Raw genomic sequence first — 25,653 nt, forward strand, 5'->3', positions numbered from 1 at the left:
TATTATTTATAAGTAAATTTAGTTAACTTGTATTTATTGCTGTTCTAAAATATTGTAATAAAAATGTAAGATAAGTTTGTTTTAATTTAGCTGTTAATAAATATTTATTAGTGGTTAAGCAACGATAAACTTTCAGTGCTCGAACGCTAAAATACAAAAATATATAATACTTACACAAGGGAAAACAAAAGATGAAAACCCATCGCCTCTCTCAACTAACTAGTGCTGTTGTTCTTGCACTTGGTTTAACTACCTCAGCTATGGCTGCTGATACAACTTCCTCAGTTAGAGGAACTATTGTAGGGCCAAATGGTCAAGCAGCTCCCAATACTAAAATCATGCTGATCCATCAACCTTCTGGGACAGTCACTGAAGTTGTTACAAACGAAACTGGTTCATTTAGTGCATCTGGTTTACGCGTTGGTGGCCCATATGAGATTTTAATAGATTCAGATAAATTCCAAGATTCATCAAAAGGGAATATTTTTCTTCAATTAGGACAAACATTACGTTTTAATGAGCAACTGTCTGAAGAACAGAATTTAGAAAGAATTGTTGTAACAGGCAATTCTGTCGCTTTTTCTTCTAATGCAGGTAGTTCAAGTTACTTTGGATCTGAATCAATTGAAAATGCTCCGTCTTTTAATCGAGATTTAAAGGATGTTTTAAGACAGAACCCACTTGCTTCTTCTTTAGGTGGCGATAGTAATGAGTTTTCTGTAGCAGGTTCTAACCCACGCTTTAATAGTCTTAATGTAGATGGTGTTGGTCTTAATGATGACTTTGGTTTAAATGGTAACGGTTATCCAACTCAACGTTCTCCTATTTCGCTTGATGCAATTGATCAAATTTCCATTGATACAAATCCTTATAATGCAAAATTTGGTGGCTTTAGTGGTGCGCGTATAAACGCAGTAACTAAATCAGGTACTAATGAATTGCATGGTGGTGTTTTTTATGAAAAAACATCCGACAGTTGGGCTGGTGACTATGATACTAGCTATTCAAAGGGCAATGAAATAGAAGGTGTTAAAAGTGATACTTATGGTGTTCATGTAGGTGGTGCTCTTATTGAAGATAAATTATTCTTCTTTGCTAACTATGAAAATTTTGAAAAACCTACGGCCTCAAATTATGGACCAGAAGGTACAGATAAGCCACTTGCAACGGGCTTTACACTAGATCAATATAATGAAGTTGCTGCAATTGCTAAAGAGCGTTACGGTATTAGTGATATTGGTAGCTGGGTAGGTAATCCAAAAGAAGAAGATGAAAAAATTCTAATTAAATTAGATTGGAATATAAATGATGATCACCGTTCATCTTTCACTTATAACCGTGATGAAAGTAATAGCATACGAAATGTAACTAACTCAAGTTACGCATTAAATACCTCAACTAACTGGTATGACTACCAACAAAATATGAATTCATATGCGATGCATTTATATTCTGATTGGAATTCAGACTTTACTACAGAAATTGCTGCTTCATATAAACATGTCGAATCAATTTCAGGTGTTGCAACCCGAGATTTTGGTAAAGTAAGTGTTGATAATGCACCTGGTAGTGATCGTGGAGATGGTATCAATTTTGGACCAGACAACTACCGTCATGCTAACGAGTTAGAAACTAAAACATGGCGCCTTAATGTAGATGGCGAATATTTAATTGGTGATCATAAACTTGCTTTTGGTGTTCAATATGAAAAAAATGACATATTTAACATGTTCGCCGAAGCTACATTAGGAACTTGGACCTTTGACAGTATAGAAGATTTTGCTGCTGGTAATGGCGAGCTTTATTATGGTAATGCTCCTTCAAATATTCAAGCAGATACAGCCGCATCATTAGTGATGGGGACGTATTCATTTTATGTTCAAGATGACTGGGCATTAAGTGATAATATAGACTTAAGCTATGGCTTACGCTATGAAAGAATCTTTTCTGAAGATAAACCACAATATAATCCCAAATTTGTCGAACGCTACGGATATGACAACCAAGAAAACTTAGATGGTACAGATATTTGGTTACCTCGCGTAGGTATTACGTGGTACGCAAGTGATGATTTAACTGTGCGTGGTGGTGTCGGTTTATTCAGTGGTGGTAAGCCTAATGTATGGATTTCTAACTCTTACAGTAAAAGTGGTATTAATTATGTTACTAATCGTCGAGATTACGAAGGATTAACTTCTCTTGATGTACCGCAAGATATGAAAGATTCATTAGCTAATGTAACTGCTGATGGTGAAACAGATATTATTGATTCAAACTTTAAAACACCATCTGAATGGCGCTATAGTGTAGGGTTTGATTACAACTTTGATATTCCTTCTTTAGGTGATGATTGGAAATGGTCAGCCGAATATATTTATGTTGATAAACAAGATTCCCTTGCATGGCGTGATCTAAATCGTACACCAAGCGGTGTAACAACTGCTGACGGCCGTATTATTTATGAACCAGTAGATGTTTCTAGTCCTGATCATTACGATATTTTATTAACTAATGCCGATAAAGATGGTTATTCTAATGTTTTTACTACTAGCCTAAGTAAGTTTTGGGATAGTGGTTTTAACATGACTGCTTCTTATACTAATCAAGATGTTACAGATGGTAATACAGGTACAAGTTCTCAAGCTGCTTCTAACTATAAATACAATGTAGTAAGTTCAGGCCGTAACGTTGATTATATGGGCGCCGGTAGTTATGAGATTGAGCATAGTTTAAAAATTGCGTTAGGCTATTCAACCGAATTATTTGAAGGTTATGCGACTAAGATGAACTTGTTTTTTGAACGTCGTTCAGGCCAACGTTATGGTTGGGTTATGGGGACTTATCGCAATGGCGGTTTGGGTGATCAATATTATATGTCAGGATATAATGCTTATACTCCTTATATTCCATCAGGCGCTGATGATCCAAATGTTGCTTACGCTTATGGTATGACATACGAACAATTAATGGCTGAATATGTTACTCCTGCTGGATTAGAAGGTTATGCCGGTGGGTTTGTTGGTAAAAATGCCTCAACTCGCCCTTGGGTAACAACGATGGACTTATCGATTCAACAAGAAATTCCTGGCTTAATGGAAGGTCATAAAGGAACGTTAACATTTACAGTAAAAAACTTAGCTAACTTAATTAATAGTGACTGGGGACATGTATATAGCCCTACTGAAAATGACTTTAATAAAGAGTTTGCTAATGCGACTTGGAACGATGCTGGTCAAATAGTTTATAGCTCAAACAGTCGTACAAAGCTTGGACCTATCGGTGACGATGTAAGTACATATAAAATCGAAGGTGAAGAATCAGTTTGGTATATTAAAGTAGGTGTTAGATACACTTTCTAATAAGTTACTAGTTTTTAATATTAAAACCGCGCTATATGCGCGGTTTTTTATTTTTAGTGCTTAAATTCTTTTTAAATGCATAGTTACTTTACTTTTAACGATAACTCGTTAATATAACTTAACCAATTGGTCAGGAAGTGTGTTTGTGAAATTCCAGTTAACTGATGAACTTATTATTAATGCCAAAAAAGCATTTGATAATGCTTATGCGCCTTACAGTAATTTTCATGTAGGTGCCGCGGCATTAACTGAAAGTAATACAATTGTATGTGGATGTAATGTTGAAAATGCATCATACGGCTTAACGGTTTGTGCAGAACGTAATTGTATTGCTCAAGCTGTTATCGCGGGTGAAACTTCGTTTAAAACATTAGTTATATATACAGAGCAAGAAAAACTTGTGCCCCCATGCGGCGCATGTAGACAAGTAATTGCAGAATTTTTTGAACAAGACGCTCAAATCACTGCTATTAACCATTTAGGGAAGCAAGTGCATTGGACTGTAGCTGAATTATTACCCGATGCTTTCACACCTAAATTTCTTAACAAGTAAGGAATACTTATGTTTTTGCCTCAAGAGATTATTAGAACAAAACGCAATGGCGGAAATTTATCATTAGCACAAATACAAGACTTTGTGAGTGGCTTAGTCACTGGTGAATTTAACGATGCTCAAGTTGGTTCGATGGCCATGGCTATTTATCAACAAGGGATGAGTACTGATGAAATTGTCAATCTTACCATGGCCATGAAAAATTCAGGTGATGTACTTACGTGGGACGAGTTAGATGGTCCCGTCATTGATAAGCATTCTACCGGTGGTGTTGGAGATAAAGTTAGCTTTATGTTAGCTGCAATTGTAGGCGCTTGTGGTGCTTATGTACCGATGATTTCAGGCAGAGGATTAGGACATACAGGTGGAACATCAGATAAACTCGAAAGTATTGCGGGCTTTAATGTTCAACCAAGTATTGAACTCTTCAAGAAAACGGTTAAAGAGCTAAGGATTGCAATCATATCCCAAACCGATAATTTAGCGCCTGCAGATAAGCGTTTATATTCGATTCGAGATGTTACGGCTACTGTAGAGTCTATTCCATTAATTACGGCATCGATACTGTCTAAAAAGTTATCAGCAGGATTAGATGCTTTAGTGATGGATGTGAAGTATGGGAATGGTGCTATGATGTCATCAATGGATGATGCCAGCGCGCTTGCACAAAGCATTGTTAATGTTGCTAATGGCGCAGGTGTTAACACACAAGCTATTATTACTGATATGAATCAAGTGCTAGGTACAACAGCAGGTAATGCTTTAGAGATTTATGAAACGGTTAAGTACTTAACGGGTAAACAACGCGAGCCACGTTTACACGCTGTTGTTTTGTCATTGGCAAAGGCCATGTTAATTAATGCCCAAATAGCAACTGATGAAAAAGATGCATTAGAAAGAATTAATAATGTGCTTGACTCAGGTAGTGCAGCTGAACTCTTTGAGACCATGATTTATACTTTAGGAGGGCCAATTGATTTATTGGACAATCCTTGGGGAGCAATGCAAAAAGCGAATCATATAGTTGAAATATTAGCGCCAGAACATGGCTATATTTCAGCAATGCAAACTCGTGATATTGGCATGGCAATAGTTGCAATGAAAGGTGGTCGCTTAGCTAATGGCCAACCGATTGATCATAGTGTTGGTTTTGATCGGATTTTACCTGTTGGTACTTTATTAAATCGTGGTGATATCGTCGCCAGAGTCCATGCTAGTAGTGAAAGTGAAGCAAAACTGGCGAGTAAAACCTATTTAGATTCATTAACAATCTCAGAAAGTGAACCTGAACCTACACCAGTTATTTATCAAACTATTTCCTAGGGTCTATTTTTAAAGGTGAGAGTGATTAAAGGGTGCCAAATATTTTGTCGCCCGCATCACCTAAACCCGGCAAGATATAACCTTTTTCATTTAAACATTCATCTTTTGCACCGATAAAGAGTTCAACATCAGGGTGTGCTTTTACTAACGCATCAATGCCTTCAGGCGCTGCAACTAAGAACAATGCTTTAATTTCAGTACAACCAGTTTCTTTAAGTAAATCAATTGTTGCTATAGCAGTGCCACCTGTAGCTAACATGGGATCAATTATAATAGCGACGCGTTGATTGATGTCATTTACAATATTTTGATAATAATAATCAGCGGCTAAGGTTTCTTCATTACGCTTAAAACCAACAATACTAACTTTAGCGCATGGTAGTATTGATAAAGCGCCGTCAAGCATACCCAAGCCAGCACGTAAAATAGGTACTAAAGTGGGTTGATTATGTTCAAGTAAAGGTGCTGAAATTGTACCTGACCAACAATTAATAGGTTTTTCCACAAGACTTAATGATTTAGTGGCATCTACCATTAATAGTTGAGTTAGTTCATTGGTTAACTCTCGAAAACTTTTAATTGAAATATGTTTTTCGCGAAGTAAAGTGGTTTTATGTTTTACTAATGGATGATCACTAACGTAAATGGTCATGATTTTTTCCTTTTCAAGTCTGTATATTTAAACTTTTAAACCCAAATAAGTGCTTTAAAATGTTCTCTACATAATGATTCATAACGTTCATTACCACCAACTTCAATTTGCTCGCCGTGTTTAACCGCTACGCCATCAGCATCTCTTCTGATCACAAAGTTGGCTTTACGCCCACAATGGCAAATAGTTTTTAGTTCAACAAGTTTGTCTGCCCACGCTAATAGCGTCGCACTTCCTTCGAAGGTTTCACCTAAAAAGTCAGTGCGTATACCATAAGCAAGTACGGGGATGTTTAAGGTATCTACAACGTCAGTTAGTTGTTTAACCTGTTGTTTAGTTAAAAACTGTGCTTCATCAATTAATACACAGTCAACTTTTTTGTTAGTGTGTGCATGGCTAATTTGCTCAAATAACGGGCTGTCTTTATCAAATAATTGCGCCTCTTGTTGTAAGCCTATACGTGAACTAACTTTACCTTTTGCAAAACGGTCATCAATTTTTGCGGTATAGAGTAGGGTGGTTAAGCCTCGTTCTTGATAATTATAAGATGATTGTAATAAATGAGTAGACTTACCTGCATTCATTGTAGAGTAATAAAAATAAAGTTGTGCCATGTTAATGCTAGTAATTCGATTGAGTTGAAGACGAAACTATATTGTCTAAAGAAATGTCAGATTCAGCGACATTTAACGTAGTTAACAAGTTTGCTAACAAACTACTAGCGCCAAATCTAAAATGACTTGAATTTAACCAAGCAGATCCTAGTGTATCTAATGCTAAAGTTAAATAAACCTCAGCTTCGTTGACATTTTTTACACCTCCAGCGGCTTTAAAACCAACGTTAGGATTAAGCTTATTGATCGTCTCTAACATTATTTTTGCAGCTTCAGGTGTCGCATTAATATCAACCTTTCCAGTTGATGTTTTAATAAAGTCAGCACCAGCATTAATCGCTAATTCACTTGCCTTTTTAATTAGTGTTGGGGTAGTTAAGACGCCTGACTCAATAATAACTTTCAGTAAAACTTCTTTACCACATTCAGCCTTACATGCTTTTACTAGATTGTAGCCTGTTTCTTCATCACCATTAATAAGGGCTTGATAAGGAAAGACCACATCAACCTCATCGGCACCTAATAAAATAGCCGTTTTGGTTTCTTCTACAGCTAGGTTAATGTTTGCGCCGCCATGAGGAAAGTTAGTCACAGTAGCAACTTTTATGTTAGGGGTCCCTTGTAGTGTTAATTGTTTTTTTGCAATGGGAATATATTTTGGATAGATGCAGATAGCTGCCGTATTGCCAGCAGGAGAAGCCGCTTGTATACATAAGTTAATGATATCTTGTTCAGATTCATTGTTGGTTAAGCTGGTCAAGTCCATTAATGATATGGCAAGCTTTGCGTTTTGTTGTGCTAAATTCATTTTTGGTCCTTTTGATATTTATAAGCTAACAAATATGCCAGCAATTGCAGCACTCATTAAATTAGCTAACGTTGCAGCAAGCATAGCTTTCATGCCTAATCTTGCTATATCTTTACGGCGATTCGGTGCCATAGAACCGATGCCACCTAATAAAATTGCGATAGAAGATAGGTTAGCAAAACCACATAATGCAAAGGTTATAATCGCTTGAGTGCTTGCAGATAAGGTGTCTTTAACTTCCATATAATTTACGTAGGCAAAAAACTCATTCACCACTATTTTTTGTCCAATAAAGCTACCTGCATGTAACATTTCACTTACTGGAACACCTATGATGAATGCTACGGGGGCAAATAAATATCCTAGTAAGAACTCGATAGTAATATTTTCAAAACCTAGTAAAGAGGCCGTTCCACCAACTAAAATGTTTAATAAAGCAATTAAGGCAATGAACGCTAATAACATGGCACCAACATTTACTGCTAGTTTTAGGCCTGATGCAGCACCAATAGCCGCAGCATCTATAACGTTTGCGGGTTTTTCATGATCTTCCTCTTTTATGTCGTGCTCATCGAAATTTGGCTTTTCAGTCTCGGGAACCATAATTTTAGCCATTAACAAGCCACCTGGCGCTGCCATAAAAGAAGCCGCGATCAAATATTTCAATTCGACACCTAATCCGGCATAACCAACTAATACACTACCTGCAACAGAGGCTAACCCCCCAACCATTATGGCAAATAGCTCAGATTGCGTCATACGAGAAATATAAGGTTTTATCACCAATGGGGCTTCGGTTTGCCCAACAAAAATATTAGCTGTAGCCGATAATGATTCAGGTTTAGATGTTTGCAAAAGCTTTTGTAATGCGCCACCAATTATTTTTACGACCCATTGCATAATGTTTAAATAGTATAAGACAGCAATTAAAGAAGAAAAGAAAATGATGACAGGTAATACTCTTATGGCGAATACAAATCCCACGCCATTACTAAACATAGCATCTGTTCCAAGACCACCAAATAAAAAAGCGATACCGACTTGAGCACTATCAATTACCTGTTGTACACCATTTGATACTGAGGCTAAAACATCTTTTCCAAAAGGAATATATAAAACAAACGCACCGAGTAATAATTGAATAGCAAATGCAAATGATATTGTTCGCCAATTAATGGATTTTCTGTGTTGGGAAAACGCAATGGCAACGGCAATCAATGCAACTATACCTAATATTCCTCGAAGTGCTGTTAATTCCATAAATTCCTCTGTTATTATTTTAATTTTTGTTTTTAAATTATTATTTTAATAGTTATTGTTTTTTTGAAATTAATTGGCGTATTTTTGCTTTAAGTAGTTCAATAGCCATTCTATTTTTACCACCTTTAGTAATAACCACATCTGCATAGGCTTTTGCAGGTTCAATATGCTGATAATACATAGGGCGCACCATAGTTAAATATTGTTGAGTAATTGACTCTATAGTTCTTTCACGTTCAATAGTATCTCTTTGTATTCGTCTTATGAGACAAATATCTAAAGGCGTGTCCATATAAACCTTAATATCAAATTGACTTCTTAGTTCAGGGTTTGAAAATAAAAGAATACCTTCCACTAGCACGATTGGAGTAGGTTGTATTTCAATAAATTCATCGGTTCTTGTATGAGTTTTGTAGCAATAGACAGGACATTTAATTGGTTGCTTATTAACAAGCTGTTTGAGGTGTTCAGTCAATAACGTATGTTCGAATGCATCAGGATGATCGTAATTTGTTAGAACACGCTGTTCCATACTTAAATGAGATTGTTCACGATAATAAGCATCCTCTTTAATGATGGAAATGCCATGTTCGCCTATTTCGGGTACTAATTCTTCATATATTGTATGTGCAAATAATGATTTTCCAGACGCAGAAGCGCCTGTTATTGCGATAATTGTTGGTTTGCTATTTGGCAAAAGGTGCTACCTATTTTGTGTGGCTACTTTATATTAAATTATAATATTTATGTTAAACATTCAGTATGTCTTTAAAGTGCTATTTTAGCATGATAATTTTGCGATATAAGCATAATAATGCTGATAAAGGTCTATAATACCCATAAATACAGAATTAATTATTGTTGTTTTTTTTAATACTGTTAAATTATCACAAGTTGACCATCTGGTCATAAATATTTTCAGAAAAAAGGTAAAAAAATGGCAAGAGTAATTATTTTAGTACTTGATAGTTTTGGTATTGGTGCTAGTCCTGACGCTGAAAAATTTGGTGATGTAGGAGCAAATACTTTTGCACATATAGCACAACGTTATTTTGAACAGCAAAAAAAGGAAATATCTTTACCTCATTTAACTGAATTAGGGCTAGTTCAGGCTAGTTTATTTGCAGGTAAAGAAACGTTTCCAACGGCATATACAAAAGCAACAAAAGGGGCATTTGGTTACGCTAAAGAAATTAGTTCAGGTAAAGACACACCAAGCGGACACTGGGAAATGGCGGGAGTTCCTGTATTATTTGATTGGGGCTATTTCGAATCAAAAACAAATTGTTTTCCTAATGAGTTAATTGAAAACATTAATTTAGCTACAGGTTTCAAAGGTATTTTAGGAAATCGACACGCGTCGGGTACTGAAATTATTGCCGAGCTAGGTGAAGAGCATATTAAAACAGGGTTACCTATTTGTTATACATCTGCCGATAGTGTATTTCAAATTGCGGCTCATGAAGAACATTTTGGTTTAGATAATTTATATCGTTATTGTGAAACTGTTAGAGCACTGCTGGAAGACTATAATATCGGCCGAGTAATTGCTCGTCCATTTATAGGTACTGATAGCAATGACTTTGCTCGTACAGGAAATAGAAGAGATTATTCTTTATTACCTCCCTCGCCAACTGTCTTGGATAAATTCACTGGTTCAGGCGGGCATGTGATCAGCGTAGGTAAAATTGCAGATATCTTTGCCCATCAAGGTATTAGCGAAAAAACTAAAGCGACAGGGATAGAGGCCTTGGTAGATGCGAGTATTAAACACTTAGAAACAGCTCAAAACAATAGTGTGATATTTACCAATCTGGTTAATTTTGATCAGGATTTTGGTCACCGTAGAGATCCTATTGGTTATGCACAAGCCTTGGAAGAATTTGATAAGCGTTTACCTGATATATACCAAGCGATGAACGATGATGACCTTTTGTTAATGACAGCCGATCATGGTTGTGATCCTACTTGGCCTGGCAGTGACCATACCAGAGAATATGTACCTCTATTAGCTTATCATCATAATATTGCTTCTGTAGATTTAGGTGAACGACAAACGTTTGCTGATCTAGGCCAAACAATTGCAGATATTTTCAACCTTGAACCGATGGAATACGGGGAAAGTTTCTTATCTGCAATAAATTTCAAAAAAAACACTTAAACATCTAATACTTGGTTATAATTGTACAGATTTATAAAACTTCTATTAAAACAAAAATATTAACAGCAGAAGTTCTTTAAATAATTATCACTGTATCGGTTTATTAAAAATAATTAGTCTCGGGAGAACACTAATGAAATTGTTTGGCAAAAGTTTGTTAGCACTTGGCGTGCAAACAGCATTATTCACAAGCATAAGTACATTTGCCTATGCTGAAGAATCTGTTGAAAAAGAAGAAAAAGGTTTAGAAACTATTACGGTTACGGCTCAAAAACGTATACAAACCGTTAAAGAAGTGCCTGCTACAGTAACTGCAATATCGAGTAATAACATTAAAGATTACCTAGGTGCAGGTGAAAACATTCGTGCTTTAGCTGGTCGTGTACCTAGTTTACAAATAGAGTCTTCAAATGGACGTCAATCGCCACGCTTTTATATTCGTGGTTTAGGTAATACTGATTTCGATGTTAATGCAAACCAACCAGTTTCTTTAGTATTAGATGATATTGCGCTGGAAAACTCTGTATTAAAGGGTATTCCGCTTTTTGATGTGGAACGTGTTGAAGTGCTTAATGGTCCACAAGGCACGCTTTTTGGTCGTAACACTCCCGCAGGTATTGTAAAAGTTGATTCAGTGGCACCTGATTTTAACAATGAAGGATATACCCGTTTTGGTTTTGGTAATCGCGGTACATTATTTGCTGAAGGTGCTATTAATGCAGCATTAACCGATACCATTGCTGCTCGGGTATCAGTAAAACACCAAGAACGTGATGCTTGGGTAAGTAATCCTGTTCGTGAAGAAAAAGTAGGTGGTTACGAAGAGTTAGCTTACCGTATACAGTTTTTGTTTGATAATGACAGTGGTACAAGAGCTTTATTCAAACTTCACGGCTTTGAACAAGACGGCGATATGCCACAAATATTTTATGGTAATGCACTTGCTCTTGGCTCAGAAGGTGTTCGCCCTGAGTTTGATGAAACGGTTATTTATCATGATAGTCCTGGTGGTTTCAATATGGAACATACAGGCGCAAGCTTTAAATTTGAGCATGATTTTGATGACATAACTTTTACCTCTGTTACAGGTTACGACGAAGTTGAAAGTTGGAGTTTTGCTGATATTGACGGTGCAAATACAGATTTTTCAGGTGTGCCAAATCAATTAGGAAAACAACTTTGGTTTAATGTTGCATCAGGTGACGGGCTTTCAGATCATTATCAGTTTACTCAAGAGCTACGTATTTCTGGTGAGGCAGATAACTTATTCTATCAAACCGGCTTGTACTTCTTTAAAGAAGATTACACCGTTGATAATAAAGATTTAGATGTTGAAGGTGCAACAACAAACTTCTACCAAATTGATCAAGTAACAACTTCAAGTGCTATTTTTGGTCAAATTGAATATAAAACATCGAAGCAATTGGCTATTACCGCAGGTCTTCGCTATACCCAAGATGATAAAGAGTTAGATATACGCGCTGGCGGGACTGATTCAATTTTATTCGAAATAGATAAAGACGACAGCTATGTTAATTGGGATTTATCAGCTCGTTATATTTTTAATGAACAATGGACTGGGTTTGCGCGTGTAGGTAATGCATCTAGAGGTCCTGTGACCATTGGGCGCTTTGGTTTTCCTAGCGAAGCTGACACTGAAACACTTACATCATACGAAATTGGTTTGAAAAGTGATTTACTTGATGGCAATGCGCGCTGGAATATCACCGCTTACACTTATGATATTAAAGATCATCAGTTAACGGCAACAGGTGGTGAAGCCAATACTAATTCACTTCTTAACGCTGATAACACTTACGGTGCTGGTATAGAAACTTCTTTAGAAGCTATTATCACAGATAATTTAAGAGTTAATGCTAATTTAAGTTATAACAAAACTGAAATTCAAGATAAAAACTTAAAAACAGAACGTTGTTCAGCGACACCTATTTGTACAGTGTCAGATCCTATTGCTAATACAGTGCCAGGACCATTTGGCGATGTAACTACTGTTTACATTAATGGTAACCCGTTACCAAGAGCGCCTGAATGGTTAGCCAATATTAATGTTAATTATGAGTTCCCCGTTGAAACAGGTTTAGTTAAGTTACAGACAGATTGGAACTACCGTAGTGATTCAAATATATTTTTATATGAATCAACCGAATTTGTTGCAGAAGCACGCTGGATTGGTGGAGTACGTTTAGAATATCAAAATGATGGTGGTTTCTCATTAGCTGTTGTTGGTCGTAACGTGACTAATGAAATAGTAGTAGATGGCGCGATCGACTTTTTAAACTTAGCTGCTTTTGTTAATGAACCAAGTTATTGGGGCGTAGAAGCTCATTTTGAGTTTTAGTCGTTCAGCCTGCTAAAGCTAGTTATAAAGCATTAAAAAGCCGCTGAATCTTTATACTATATAGATTCAGCGGCTTTTATTATTTAGCGAAGCTTTTCTTTTTATTCTACTGTTATAAAATACTTTCTAATGTTAATTCCATCATGTCTTTAAAGGTGTTTTCGCGTTCATCAGCAGTAGTTTGCTCACCCGTTTTTATATGATCACTCACTGTAAACACAGCCAATGCTTTTTTACCGAGCTCAGCAGCGACACCATATAAACCTGCGGCTTCCATTTCTACTGCTAAAATACCGTGTTGTTCCATTTTCTTAAACATTTCAGGCTGTGGCGTATAAAATAAATCAGCGGTAAAAACATTGCCCACATGAACAGGTTTATTTAAACGCTCTGCTGTATCCACCACTTGTTTTAATAAACTAAAATCAGCACATGCGGCAAAATCACAATTATTAAAGCGTTGTCTATTTACATTGGAGTCGGTACTTGCTGCCATTCCAATTATAACGTCTCTTATTTTAACATCGTCGCGTACCGCACCACATGAGCCAATACGAATGATATTCTCAACACCGTAGTCTTTATATAATTCAGTCGCATAAATAGAAATAGAAGGAATGCCCATGCCAGAGCCCATTACTGAGATAGGTTTACCTTTATATGTACCGGTATAACCAAACATATTCCGTACACGAGTTATACATTTAGCATCGTCTAAAAAGTTTTCTGCAATAAACTTAGCGCGAAGTGGATCGCCAGGCATAAGGACAGTTTTTGCGAATTCGTTTGCTTGTGCTTCTATATGGGGTGTTGCCATGAGAGATAACCTTATAATTACTTATATTTTTATTTCTCAGTAAGTTTCTAGCCAGATTAAGTTGGTTGTTCTGCTATCAAGGGTGTTTTACTGAAGTTATTTAATTTACCTAATGCTTTGTAGTTTAAGCCTGTTAAGTACATTCATTTTAACTGAAAATGTAGTAGATGATCCAGTTTTAAGCTTATTTTCACTTAAGGGGTAAAGGTTTTACTTTACACTTTCTAGTAATGCCTTTTTTTCATTGGTTGATAAAAAACTCGCAGCCAATGCATTTAATTTTAATTGTTGAATTTGTGGCTCACTAAGTTTCACTATATCTCTGGCTATATCGAATTCGGCTTGTAGTTCGGTATTTTCAACTGCAGGGTCATCGGTATTTAAGCAAACAAGTATATCGTTAGCTAAAAATGTTTGAATAGGGTGTTCAGCTAAATTAGCAATAGTGCCTGTTTGAAAATTAGAGGTTAAGCAAGACTCAATAGCTATTTGATTAGTTGCCATATAATCCATTAAATTTTGATCACTGACACAAGCGACACCATGGCCAATACGGGTGGCTTTTAACTCGTTTATGGCTTGCCAAATACTACTACTGCCCGCAGCTTCTCCTGCATGAACTGTTACTTGTAAACCAGCATTGTCTACTTGTTTAAAATGATCAACGAATAAATTCCCAGGAAAGTTATATTCATCGCCAGCAAGATCTACAGCCACTAAATGCTGTTTATGATCGAGTAGGGCATTCAACTCTATTTGACAATTTTCCACACCAAAAGTACGGCTCAAAATACCAATTAAGTTAATTTTTACAGGATATTTAGCAACGCCTTGTTTAATGCCATCAATAACGGCAGCAACTACATCACTAATGGGCAAATTATGGGCTTGAGCCATATAAAAAGGTGAAAAACGTAGTTCTGCATAATTAATTCCTGCATTAAATACATCTTCAACATTTTCAAATGCAATACGTTTACAGTTATCTAAACTTGATAAAACGTTGACACCCCAATCTAGCTTTTTTAGAAAATCGATTAAGTTTGCTTCGCTATTTTGTATCTGCACTAGCGGTATAAACTGTTGAAATTGGCTTACAGGAAGTTGGATATTATTTTCTTGGGCAAGCTCCCAAATTGAAAGAGGACGAATGTTTCCGTCTAAATGACGATGTAAATCTATTAGTGGCAGTGTCGCGGATTGACTCATTATTGTTCCTCTTTTGAATTATTTAAATAATAGGTTAACGATATTTTAATTATTCCCGTTAATTATACGCATATTTTAGTATTTTATATTGGTATTAGTGTTTTAACACTGATAAATTAGCAGCGGGATTATTCATCTAGGTGTCTAGACGTAAATTAATATTAAAGAAGTATAAAGAGAAATGACTATGTTCTATCAAACTGACGACGTTCGTATTGAAAAAATTAAAGAATTATTACCACCAGTTGCATTGCTAGAGCGATTTCCTGCAACTGAAACGGCGTCGAAAACGGTTTTTTCGGGTAGAACCGCAATTAGTAATATTTTAAATAACAAAGATGACCGTCTTCTTGTCATTATTGGCCCTTGCTCAATACATGATCCAAAAGCAGCGCTCGAATATGGCAAAAAATTGAATATTTTACGCGACAAGTATAAAGACAACCTTGAAATAGTGATGCGTGTTTACTTTGAAAAACCACGTACAACGGTAGGTTGGAAAGGACTTATTAATGACCCTTATATGGATAATAGTTTTCAGTTAAATGATGGCTTACGTATTGGTCGAGAGCTACTTCTTAATTTAAACTCACTGGGATTACCTACCGCAGGTGAATTTTTAGATATGATTACTCCCCAATATATGGCAGATTTCATGTGTTGGGGGGCTATTGGTGCGCGTACGACCGAAAGCCAAGTGCATCGTGAACTCGCATCAGGACTTTCTTGTCCAGTTGGTTTTAAAAATGGCACAGACGGAACGATTAAAGTCGCTATTGATGCTATTGGTGCTGCTAGTGCTTCACATCATTTTTTATCGGTCACTAAATTTGGACATTCTGCTATTGTACAAACGACAGGTAATAAAGATTGTCATATTATTTTACGTGGTGGAAAAACCACAAATTTTGATGCGGCTAGTGTGAAAACTGTTACCGAACAGTTGGCCAAGTCCAAATTAAATACAAAAATTATGATTGACTTTAGTCATGCAAACTCTAACAAGAAATTTGAAAATCAAATGTTAGTTTGTACAGATGTTTGTCAACAAATAGCAGGAGGAGATAACAATATTTCCGGTGTTATGGTTGAAAGTCATTTAGTTGAAGGGCGACAAGATTTGGTTGAAGGACAACCGTTAACCTATGGACAAAGTGTGACCGACGCTTGTATTGGTTGGCCTGACACAGAAAAGTTATTAGCGCAGTTAAACGAAGCAGTAGCTAAAAGACGAGGATAATCATACTTCGTGTTGTTCATGGATTGACACACAATCCAGTGACATGTTTCACTGAATTGTGTGTCATATTTATTTACTTATAGATAACAGTTGATTCTGCACCTTAAGAAACTTTAGTTATTTTTCTTACCGATCATATTAATTCTACGGTTATTATCAAAAAACCACTGCGTTATATATTTAGGATAATCTACTTTTGTATTGGTAAAATACCCTAAATTAGCACCATTTGAAGCCCATTTATGCTCCATATTATTGATTGTAATTTTCGAAATACGTGGCCCCTGCTCATCAGAATATATGCTTAATACTCCATCAGTATCAATCGTTTTAACTTTACTTACATTAAGAGAATTATAAACATTTGCCATTATATTGGCAGCATATTCATTAAAATCACTGCTTACAATAGGATCTGCTGCTCCATGGATCGTAGAATATATTTGAGAATTTAAATTAATTGCTTTAGTGCCCGCCATTTTTTTACAAAGTGCGGCTTGATTATCAGCAGAGTAATTTGAAGGCACTTTTTTGAATTCAGATGCTGTAGTGCCGAGACCAGGTCCTGCTAATGAACCCACACCAGAAAATATATCAGGTGCTAAACAAGCGATAACATTTGCCTGTCCGCCGCCTGATGAAAAACCTGTGATATAAACTTGCTTAGGATCTATATTCAGATTTGCACGGCTAGTTAATTCCAAGGCCAGCTTGATTATTTCATCATTATGCTTATTTTTACGAGTATGTTCTTTACCATAATAATCCCAACAAGCCATTGAAAATGCGCCCTTACCGGGAACGTCAGGAATCGCAACAACCATGCCAAATAAATCAGCAGTGTCTACCCACCCAGCATGTTTTTTCATATCAGTATTACTCATAAGGCAACCGTGTAGGTTTATCATTAACGCTCTTTTATTGTTAATCTTAGGGGGTGTCGAAGGAAGATATATATGTACCGTATCCATTCCTGAAAGATTATTCTCAGTCGTCCAGTTGCCAGAAAATGATTGAAAGCTGACAACAAATGATGAAATAAATAAAAGGGCTAGATATGATTTTACAGTAAAACTTTTATTTGATGTTTTCATTTATAAACTCGTTTCTAGTAATTTGTTTAATCTTTTAAGGTGTTCTCTCATAACAATCAAGTGATTTATTTAGCTTGACGTGTTGAATTTTTATCAACAGCATTATGATTTTAATTAGAAGGAGGGGAATTAATCATAATGATTCATTAAACAAACTATTTAAGATATTTAATTGTAAAGTTGTTTTTTACAAATACCTCTAAAGTCTATTGTTTACAGGTGCTTTCGTTATGTTGATTTAAACTGAACAGCTTGTTGTTTATAAGTTACTTGAGCACTTAATTGTAAAACGTTAAAAATTATCCATTCTAATTATAATAATGACTTTTAGTAATGGATGAACAAACCGTAATAACTGTAAACAATGATCTGAAAAAGCAAATAGATACGTTTTTTAACAATGGTCAAATTAAAACTAATGCGAAAGTATTAAATCAAGCGTCTACCTCTATTTCAGGTCTTGATGAAAAAGCAACAGAGGTTCTTAATTATATACATTCGTTACCACCAGCATATGAATTAGATTTAGAAACGGTTAGAAAAAATAGAAAAAAACCTTATGGGCATAATATTACTCATGACGTTAGCAGCCGTGATATTACCATTCCTTGTCAAAATAGATCGATTTGTGCCCGAGTATATCGGCCTTCAAATAAAGATAACGACATTATTCCTGCTTTAATTTATTTCCATGGCGGTGGTTTTGTATTAGGTGATATTGAAAGCTACGATAAAATGCTTGCCCAACTATGTAGTCAATCACAAATTTCTATCATTTCTATTGCCTATCGATTAGCTCCTGAGACTATGTTTCCTGGTGCTGTTGATGACACTCAAGAAACGACTGATTGGATCGCTAAAAATAACCAATCTCTTTTAATAGATCCGAAACGCATTGCAGTTGGAGGGGATAGTGCTGGAGCAAATTTAGCAACAGTTTATTGTCATCTGAATAAATCAAGAGCTGACTTTAAACCTTTCTTTCAGCTTCTTATTTACCCATCAATTATTGGTAACGACAATACAAAAAGTCGAGAACTATTTTCTGAAAACTTACTATTGACTAAAGAATTACTTAAATGGTTTCACCACTCTTATATTAGCAAAGAACAAGAAAACGACCCTAGGTTCAATGTACTGAATTTTAAGGATTTTACTGATTTGCCGCCAGCATTTGTTTTAACGTGTGGTTATGATCCTCTTTGTGATGAAGGTCAAATGTACGTGAATAGACTTAAAGCAAATGGTGTGGTGGTTAAACATTCTTGTTACAGCGATATGTTTCATGGCTTTATCAATTTTGGCGTACTTCAACAAGCTAAAGATGCGGTATTTGAATGTGCGATGATTTTAAAGGGGGTGATGAACCTAAAATAAAGAATTAAAAACTAAAGTAAATAAAATATAATTATAACTATACAATCGGGGAATAAAATGAAAGCAATTCCATTTTCAACAACACGTAAACTACTTGCGATTTCTATTTCAATAGCTTTAAGCACGGTTACACACGCTGAAGAAGCAAATATTAAAGAAGAAAAAGTAGAACAAATTCAAGTAACAGGATCTTATATTAAAAGAGTTGCAGCCGATGCGGCTGAACCTGTTCAAGTATTAGATCATAACTATATTCAATCTACAGGTGCCACTACAATATCAGAACTAATCGGTAAATTAGCGATTAGTTCTGGAGCTGAAAACCAAGCTGATTCTTTTTCTCAAGCTGCAACACAGGGTACGGGCAATGTAAATTTACGCGGATTAGGCTTAAGTTCAACACTTGTATTAATAAATGGTAGACGGCAAACTATTTCAGGTGCTTTAACGAATGACGGCAGTGTATTTGTTGATACCAGTCACATTCCTATTGATGCCATCGAGCAAGTAGAGGTATTGAAAGAAGGTGCAGCATCTACCTATGGTTCAGATGCTATCGCGGGTGTTGTTAATTTTATCTTACGTAAAGATTTTGAAGGCTTAGAATTTAACGCGAGTATCAGCAAAGCAGCTAATAGTAGCCAAAAGGACACGGATATAGGCTTTTTATGGGGTGCAGAGTTCGAGAACACTTTTGTTAACATTTCGGGTCATTATTTAGATAGAACACCTTTAACAATAGCCGATCGTCCAGAGTTAGGAGATATTGCATATAGTGGTTTAGGTAACTCATTTTTGCTTCTTAATACAACGCCTATAGAAGTTGTTGATGGTTTATATGCTGGTACATATGCACCCTTCGAGAAAGTACCTGATCCGCGATGCTTAGATGATAGTTTAGGAATGTTAATTCCTGAAGCTAATGGTGCAAGTTGTGGTTTTAATTTTGGGCCACTTTATAACCTTGTAAATACGGAAACTCGTGCGCAATTATATTCAAATGTAAATCATTACTTTGATAATGGTAATGAATTACTTGTTGATATTAGTTGGAGCTCTAACGAAGTAAAAGACAATCCCCAATCCCCTAGTTACCCTGATTTAACTTTTCCTTATATTGGGAAATCCCTTTGGTGTTGGTGTTGTTTGGTTAGGTAGACCATTAGGTGCATCTTATGAACCTGCATTATCACCGAGAGAAAATGATACTTTTAGAACATCATTTAATTTAGTTGGAACATTCGATAATGGTTGGGGATGGGATACAGCACTTACCTATAGTAAAAATAATTATACTCAGTATCAACAGGATCAATTGAAGTCAAGGTTGTTAGCTGCTTTAGGAGGTGTTGGCGGCCCAAATAATGATGAACTTTTTAGTCCTTTCGACCGTTCCAATTTGAGTCAATCTGTTATTGATGATTTTACTCATATGACAAGATCTGAAAAAACGACTGATTTGTTAGTTTTAGATGCGGTAGTAGACGGAGAATTATATGAATTACCGGCAGGAACAGTCGGGTTTGCAACTGGTATACAGGTTAGAAAAGAAAGTTTTAAAGTAGAAACTGACGATGTTTTCGAAATTAAGTTTGATGAAGCGGGAGATCCAATTCCTGTTGATTTAATCTTTTTGCAAGGTTTGTCAGAAGTTGATGTTGATAAAACATCTTTTGCGATGTTTGCTGAAAGTATCATTCCTGTTTCTGAAGATATTGAATTAAAAGCAGCTTTACGTTATGAAAAATTAGAAAACGACTCAAGTATAGATCCCAAATTAGCAGTTCGCTGGCAAATTTCAGATCAATTTATTATGAGAGCCTCAGCAAGTACGGCTTTTAGAGAAGCGTCATTATCTCAACAACATGCTTCTTCTGCTGTTATAACGAGTATTACCGATTATGAATTAGATGGAACACCAAAGTCTCCTGCGTTTGTTGGCGTTATTGCAACAGGTAATGAAGATCTTAAACCAGAAGAGTCTAAAAACTACAATATAGGATTTATTTATAATCCAACAGAGGATTTAGATTTTAAAATTGATTACTGGCGTGTTGATTATACTGACTTAATCACTGTTGAAAATGCTCAGGGTAAGCTTATCGATGATCCAAATGGTGTTGACATTATTCGTTCAGATGCTGGTTTTTTATCTTCAGTGAAAGTTAATTATTTTAATTCATCATCTGTAAATGTTGAAGGTATTGATTTTGAATCAACATGGAAACTATCAGATCAATTTAACCTATCGTTTAATGCTTCACATTTTATTTCGTATGAATTAACTAAAGATAACGGTGAAGTAGTAGAAGCTGCAGGCTCATTTAATGTAGATAACTTTGCTCGCTCAATGCCAGAGACAAAAGGTTCATTTAATTTAAATTGGGTTGGAGAAAGTCAAAGGGCCTCTTTAAATATTAATTATGTCTCTAGTTATGAAACAGGTGTTGATGTTTCTGCTATCCCTAATGAAAGTTCACATGTAGACTCTTTTACTACTGTAGACACTCAGTATTCAGCTAACTTTGGTTTAACAGAAGAAGCTGAAGCTGTTTTAACCCTCGGTATTAAAAATTTACTCGATGAAATGCCGCCACGCACATACATTGCAGCAGGTAGCTTAAGTTATGATCCTAAACAACATAATCCTTTAGGGCGTGTTCTTTACGCTAAAGTCAAAGTTGCATTTTAAACTAAGTTTGTATCAATAAAATTAAGAGGGGGGCTCCCCCTCTTTAACTATAAGAATTAACTATGTCCTTTATTTTTAGTACTACCAAAACTATTATTAATGCCTCTGATTCTACTTCAGATTTAGGTTATTACTGTAAAGATCTTAATATTAAAAAAGTGATGTTGGTCACAGATCCAGGCATTATCAAATTAAAGCTACATCAAAAAATGATAGCAAGCTTTCAAAAATTTGAAATAAATTATGTTATTTTTAGTGAAGTAGAAGTTGATCCTCCAATTTCGGTTATTGAGAATGCATTAACATTTGCAAAAAAGAATGAAATTGATGGGGTTGTTGGCTTAGGCGGGGGAAGTTCCCTTGATACAGCTAAATTAATAGCCGCTTTGACTTTTTCCAGCCAAACTATTCATGATGCCTTTGGTGTTGAAAAGCTTGCTAATTCACGACTACCTTTGATTCAAATACCAACGACAGCAGGTACAGGGTCTGAAGTTACCCCTATATCAATAGTAACGACAGGAGAAGCAATGAAAATGGGGATTGTTTCTAGTGTGTTATTACCTGATATTGCTTTATTAGATGCAACATTAACACAAAAACTACCTGCTCATATTACCGCTGCAACAGGTATAGATGCAATGGTACATGCTATTGAAGCTTATACAAGCCTCATTAAGAAAAACATTTACTCTGATATGCTGGCTATTCAAGCGTTAAAGTTAATGTCACAAAACATTCAAAAAGCTGTACATCATGGTGATGATATAGAAGCGCGCAGTAATATGATGCTAGGAGCTACTCTAGCGGGACAGGCTTTTGCCAATGCGCCTGTTGCTGCTGTTCATGCGCTTGCATACCCACTTGGGGGGCATTACCACATTCCTCACGGTCTGAGTAATTCGTTAGTTTTACCTCATGTTCTAAGGTTTAATATTCCGAATGCTGCAAAGCTTTATTCACAATTAGCAGAGATTATTATTCCTGAAAAATGCACATTACTCGGCACTGATGAAGAAAAAGCAGAAGCGTTTGTTCAATACTTAGAATATTTGATTGATGATATAGGCTTACCGAAAACGTTAAAAGATGTTGGCATTGATAAAAGTCGTTTAGAAATATTAGCAAAAGATGCGATAAAACAAGAGCGTTTATTGGTTAATAATCCAAAACCCATGAGTGAATTAGACATTCTAACCATCTATCAAACTGCCTATTAATAGAGCCTGTGAATTAAGAGAGAACAACATGTTTGACAATACAGTAAAACACAATTCAACAGGTTTTAATAAGAAAAACCTTTATGCGATTTATCTAATTACCATCTTATTACTTGCTTATACCTTTTCTTTTATAGACAGGCAAATCATAAGCTTATTAGTCGAACCTATGAAAAGGGATCTTGATATTACAGATACAGAAATGAGTTTGCTACAAGGCCTTTCTTTCGCGTTATTTTATACCATTATGGGGTTACCATTAGGTAGATTAGCCGATAGTAATAGTAGAAGAGGGTTAATCGCTGGTTCTATTTTTATTTGGAGTTTTATGACCATAGCGTGTGGCTTAGCAAAAAATTATTGGCACTTATTTTTCGCTCGAATGGGTGTAGGTGTTGGCGAAGCAGGTCTTTCACCGGCGGCATACTCATTAATAGCTGATAGTGTTGAAAAGAAACATTTAGCTAAGGCTATAGGTGTTTATACCATGGGAATTTATCTTGGTGGTGGTATGGCTCTTATTGTCGGCGGCATGGTTATCGAATGGGCAGCCGAATTTTCAACTATTAACTTACCAATTGTGGGGGAAGTTTATCCTTGGCAAGCCGTATTTATTGCAGTTGGTCTTCCTGGAATTTTATTAGTGCCGCTTTTATTCACTTTAAAAGAACCTAAGCGTTCGGTAGTTCAAACTAAAGCCGTACCAGTATCCGAAGTAGTTAACTACTTCAAGAATAATAAAAAAACAATTATGTTCCACAATTTTGGTGCTGCGCTTGCCTCTGTAGCAGGTTATGGCACGTTAGCTTGGGCGCCGAGTTATCTTATTCGTGTTCACGAAATGACAGGTGGGGAAGTAGGCTTAGCCTTTGGTTTGATTGTACTGTTTTGTGGTGCTGGTGGAGTTATTGTTGGTGGAACTTTTGCCGATAGACTATTTAAAAAAGGTCAAATGGATGCAAAACTGCGTGTCGCTATGTGGTCTTTGATTATAGGTATAATACCAACACTTATATATCCAATTCTTTCGGATTTAACTCTCGTTTTAATATTTTTAGCTATTTCAACATTCTTTGCTAACTTTATGATGGGATTGGGACCTGCTGCAATTCAAGAAGTTGTACCTAGCTCAATGCGCGGACAATTTAGTGCACTTTATTTATTTATTGTTAATTTAATAGGTCTTGGACTTGGACCTACGCTGGTTGCCTTATCTACCGATTATGTTTTTGGTTCACCTGAATTTGTTGGCTATTCATTATTGTTTGTGACTAGTTTGGCAATGGCAGGTTCGGCATTATGTCTAGGAAAATGTTTACCTCATTATCGTAAGACAATGAATTCATTAGAAGAAAAACATTAGTTTAACGTGTTTAACTTCTTGCGCTATAAATTTCATATATATTTATAGCGCACGTTTAATTCTCAAATTCAAATGGAGATTACATGCTTACTTTAAAAGATCCTTCATTATTAAAAAATCAACTTTTTATTAATGGAGAATGGGTCGATGGTGACTCAGGTGAAAAGATAACGATAACTAACCCTGCCGATGGCTCTGAAATTTGTCAGGTATCAAGTGCTGGTAAAAATGAAACACGTTACGCTATTACATGTGCTAAAAATGCAATGCAAAATTGGCAATCGTTAACAGCAAAAGCACGCTCAGTTATTTTAAAGCGCTGGTATGCGCTTATAAATGAAAACTTGGATGATTTAGCAAACATTCTAACTGCTGAACAAGGCAAACCATTAGAAGAAGCAAAAGGGGAAATACTTTATGGGGCTTCCTATATTGAATGGTTTGCTGAAGAAGCAAAGCGAATATATGGCGATGTAATTCCAAGTAACAATCCCTCGCAGCGTTTGATAACAATAAAACAAGCTGTTGGAGTTGTGGCTGCAATTACTCCGTGGAATTTTCCTAATGCTATGATAACGCGTAAAGTTGCACCCGCTTTAGCCGCTGGTTGTGCTGTTATTGTCAAACCCGCAGAAGCTACCCCGTTAAGTGCATTAGCATTAGCTGTGTTAGCCGAGCGAGCAGGTGTTCCCAAAGGGATATTATCAATTGTTGTAGGTGTTAGTTCTAAAGAGATAGGCGAAGAATTAACAACTAACAATATAGTTAAAAAGCTTTCATTTACTGGGTCAACTAACGTTGGGAAGTTATTAATTAAGCAATGCGCAGATACGGTTAAAAAAACTTCGATGGAATTAGGAGGTAATGCGCCTTTTATCGTTTTTGAAGATGCGGATATAGAGCAGGCAGTTCAAGGTGCCATTGCTTCTAAGTTTCGCAATGCAGGACAAACTTGTGTATGTGCAAACCGCTTTCTAGTTCATCGTAGTATTTATCAAGAATTTGCTGAACAATTTGTTGCACAAACTAAAAAGTTAGTGATAGGCAATGGTGCTGATAAAGATGTTTCCATAGGACCATTAATCAATACCACTGCCGTTAAAAATATTGATGAAATGGTTAATGAAGCGACCACCAAAGGTGCAAAGATCTTAATTGGTGGAACAGATAAAAATTTAGGAGAATGTTTTTTCCCTCCAACTATTTTAATAAACGTAACAACAGACATGCGTGTGTTTAAAGAAGAAATATTCGGTCCTGTTGCTCCTATTATTGCGTTTGACACAGAAGAGCAAGCTTTAGAATTAGCAAACTCAACTGAGGCTGGTTTAGCCTCTTACTTGTATACTCAAAATTACTCCAGAATTTGGCGATTTTCGGAAGGATTAGAAAATGGCATTGTTGGAATTAACGAGGGTATTATTTCAACAGAAGTTGCACCATTTGGTGGGATAAAAGAATCAGGAAATGGCCGAGAAGGTTCTAAATATGGTATTGAAGACTATATAGAAATTAAATATATGTGCATGGGCGGAATTGAAAGCTAATTCAA

The 25,653-nt window shown here is 36.0% G+C and carries 20 protein-coding genes; 12 read left to right on the forward strand and 8 right to left on the reverse strand.

Going from position 1 to position 25,653, the window contains the following annotated elements; translation table 11 throughout:
- The first annotated feature begins 191 nt into the window (after positions 1-191).
- The 3 genes from IE155_RS04120 (at position 192) to deoA (ending at position 5,235) form a co-directional block, all read left to right on the forward strand.
- Positions 192-3,359: a TonB-dependent receptor gene (locus IE155_RS04120; RefSeq protein ID WP_189376842.1), complete on the forward strand. Its 3,168-nt coding sequence runs from the start codon at positions 192-194 to the stop codon at positions 3,357-3,359.
- A gap of 145 nt (positions 3,360-3,504) precedes the next feature.
- Complete coding sequence (locus IE155_RS04125; RefSeq protein WP_189376843.1) at positions 3,505-3,912, forward strand: cytidine deaminase; 408 nt, start codon at positions 3,505-3,507, stop codon at positions 3,910-3,912.
- Between the two features lie 9 nt (positions 3,913-3,921).
- The gene (gene deoA / locus IE155_RS04130; RefSeq protein ID WP_189376844.1) at positions 3,922-5,235 is read left to right on the forward strand and encodes a thymidine phosphorylase; all 1,314 of its coding nucleotides are present in this window, start codon (positions 3,922-3,924) and stop codon (positions 5,233-5,235) included.
- Positions 5,236-5,260: 25 nt separating this feature from the next.
- On the opposite strand, the gene upp is transcribed toward deoA, so the two are convergent.
- Genes upp through udk form a run of 5 tightly spaced genes read right to left on the reverse strand, consistent with a single transcriptional unit; the run spans position 5,261 to position 9,266 of the window.
- Complete coding sequence (gene upp, locus IE155_RS04135; RefSeq protein WP_189376845.1) at positions 5,261-5,887, reverse strand: uracil phosphoribosyltransferase; 627 nt, start codon at positions 5,885-5,887, stop codon at positions 5,261-5,263.
- Between the two features lie 35 nt (positions 5,888-5,922).
- Complete coding sequence (locus IE155_RS04140; RefSeq protein WP_189376846.1) at positions 5,923-6,501, reverse strand: thymidine kinase; 579 nt, start codon at positions 6,499-6,501, stop codon at positions 5,923-5,925.
- Between the two features lie 7 nt (positions 6,502-6,508).
- A complete protein-coding gene (gene deoC / locus IE155_RS04145) occupies positions 6,509-7,309 on the reverse strand; it encodes a deoxyribose-phosphate aldolase (protein ID WP_189376847.1) in 801 nt (266 codons plus the stop codon).
- An 18-nt stretch (positions 7,310-7,327) separates the two neighbouring features.
- Entirely contained in the window at positions 7,328-8,569 is a 1,242-nt protein-coding gene (locus IE155_RS04150) for a NupC/NupG family nucleoside CNT transporter (protein WP_189376848.1), read from the reverse strand.
- A gap of 52 nt (positions 8,570-8,621) precedes the next feature.
- Positions 8,622-9,266, reverse strand: coding sequence for a uridine kinase (udk, locus tag IE155_RS04155; protein WP_189376849.1), 645 nt, complete (start codon positions 9,264-9,266; stop codon positions 8,622-8,624).
- 240 nt (positions 9,267-9,506) lie between these two features.
- Here udk and IE155_RS04160 point away from each other — a divergent pair, with 240 nt between their 5' ends.
- On the forward strand, positions 9,507-10,730 hold the full coding sequence (locus tag IE155_RS04160) for a phosphopentomutase (RefSeq protein WP_189376850.1): 1,224 nt from the start codon (positions 9,507-9,509) through the stop codon (positions 10,728-10,730).
- Between the two features lie 133 nt (positions 10,731-10,863).
- The gene (locus IE155_RS04165) at positions 10,864-13,089 is read left to right on the forward strand and encodes a TonB-dependent receptor (protein ID WP_189376851.1); all 2,226 of its coding nucleotides are present in this window, start codon (positions 10,864-10,866) and stop codon (positions 13,087-13,089) included.
- Between the two features lie 112 nt (positions 13,090-13,201).
- On the opposite strand, the gene deoD is transcribed toward IE155_RS04165, so the two are convergent.
- Entirely contained in the window at positions 13,202-13,906 is a 705-nt protein-coding gene (gene deoD / locus IE155_RS04170) for a purine-nucleoside phosphorylase (RefSeq protein ID WP_189376852.1), read from the reverse strand.
- 210 nt (positions 13,907-14,116) lie between these two features.
- On the reverse strand, positions 14,117-15,115 hold the full coding sequence (gene add / locus IE155_RS04175; protein ID WP_189376853.1) for an adenosine deaminase: 999 nt from the start codon (positions 15,113-15,115) through the stop codon (positions 14,117-14,119).
- A gap of 187 nt (positions 15,116-15,302) precedes the next feature.
- Between add and aroG the strand changes: the two genes are divergently transcribed.
- The gene (gene aroG / locus IE155_RS04180) at positions 15,303-16,355 is read left to right on the forward strand and encodes a 3-deoxy-7-phosphoheptulonate synthase AroG (RefSeq protein ID WP_189376854.1); all 1,053 of its coding nucleotides are present in this window, start codon (positions 15,303-15,305) and stop codon (positions 16,353-16,355) included.
- Positions 16,356-16,468: 113 nt separating this feature from the next.
- Here the strand turns inward: aroG and IE155_RS04185 are convergent, their stop codons facing one another.
- Entirely contained in the window at positions 16,469-17,449 is a 981-nt protein-coding gene (locus IE155_RS04185) for an extracellular catalytic domain type 1 short-chain-length polyhydroxyalkanoate depolymerase (RefSeq protein WP_189376855.1), read from the reverse strand.
- Positions 17,450-17,782: 333 nt separating this feature from the next.
- Here IE155_RS04185 and IE155_RS04190 point away from each other — a divergent pair, with 333 nt between their 5' ends.
- The 6 genes from IE155_RS04190 to IE155_RS04215 all read left to right on the forward strand — a co-directional run bounded on the left by IE155_RS04190 (position 17,783) and on the right by IE155_RS04215 (position 25,648).
- Positions 17,783-18,826 carry an alpha/beta hydrolase gene (locus IE155_RS04190; protein WP_189376856.1) on the forward strand — a complete coding sequence of 348 codons (1,044 nt, stop codon included), beginning with the start codon at positions 17,783-17,785 and terminating at the stop codon, positions 18,824-18,826.
- A 57-nt stretch (positions 18,827-18,883) separates the two neighbouring features.
- Positions 18,884-19,984, forward strand: a complete 1,101-nt coding sequence (locus IE155_RS04195) for a TonB-dependent receptor plug domain-containing protein (RefSeq protein ID WP_189376857.1) — start codon at positions 18,884-18,886, stop codon at positions 19,982-19,984.
- On the forward strand, positions 19,944-21,518 hold the full coding sequence (locus IE155_RS04200; RefSeq protein ID WP_189376858.1) for a TonB-dependent receptor: 1,575 nt from the start codon (positions 19,944-19,946) through the stop codon (positions 21,516-21,518). Before IE155_RS04195 ends, IE155_RS04200 begins: the two co-directional genes overlap by 41 nt.
- Positions 21,519-21,580: 62 nt before the next feature.
- Positions 21,581-22,738, forward strand: a complete 1,158-nt coding sequence (locus tag IE155_RS04205; protein WP_189376859.1) for an iron-containing alcohol dehydrogenase — start codon at positions 21,581-21,583, stop codon at positions 22,736-22,738.
- 28 nt (positions 22,739-22,766) lie between these two features.
- Positions 22,767-24,101, forward strand: a complete 1,335-nt coding sequence (locus IE155_RS04210) for a spinster family MFS transporter (protein ID WP_189376860.1) — start codon at positions 22,767-22,769, stop codon at positions 24,099-24,101.
- An 83-nt stretch (positions 24,102-24,184) separates the two neighbouring features.
- Positions 24,185-25,648 carry an NAD-dependent succinate-semialdehyde dehydrogenase gene (locus IE155_RS04215; RefSeq protein ID WP_189376861.1) on the forward strand — a complete coding sequence of 488 codons (1,464 nt, stop codon included), beginning with the start codon at positions 24,185-24,187 and terminating at the stop codon, positions 25,646-25,648.
- The last annotated feature ends 5 nt before the right edge of the window (positions 25,649-25,653 follow it).

Origin of the sequence: Thalassotalea profundi (assembly GCF_014653195.1) — a bacterium.
Taxonomy (GTDB): Bacteria; Pseudomonadota; Gammaproteobacteria; order Enterobacterales; family Alteromonadaceae; genus Thalassotalea_B; species Thalassotalea_B profundi.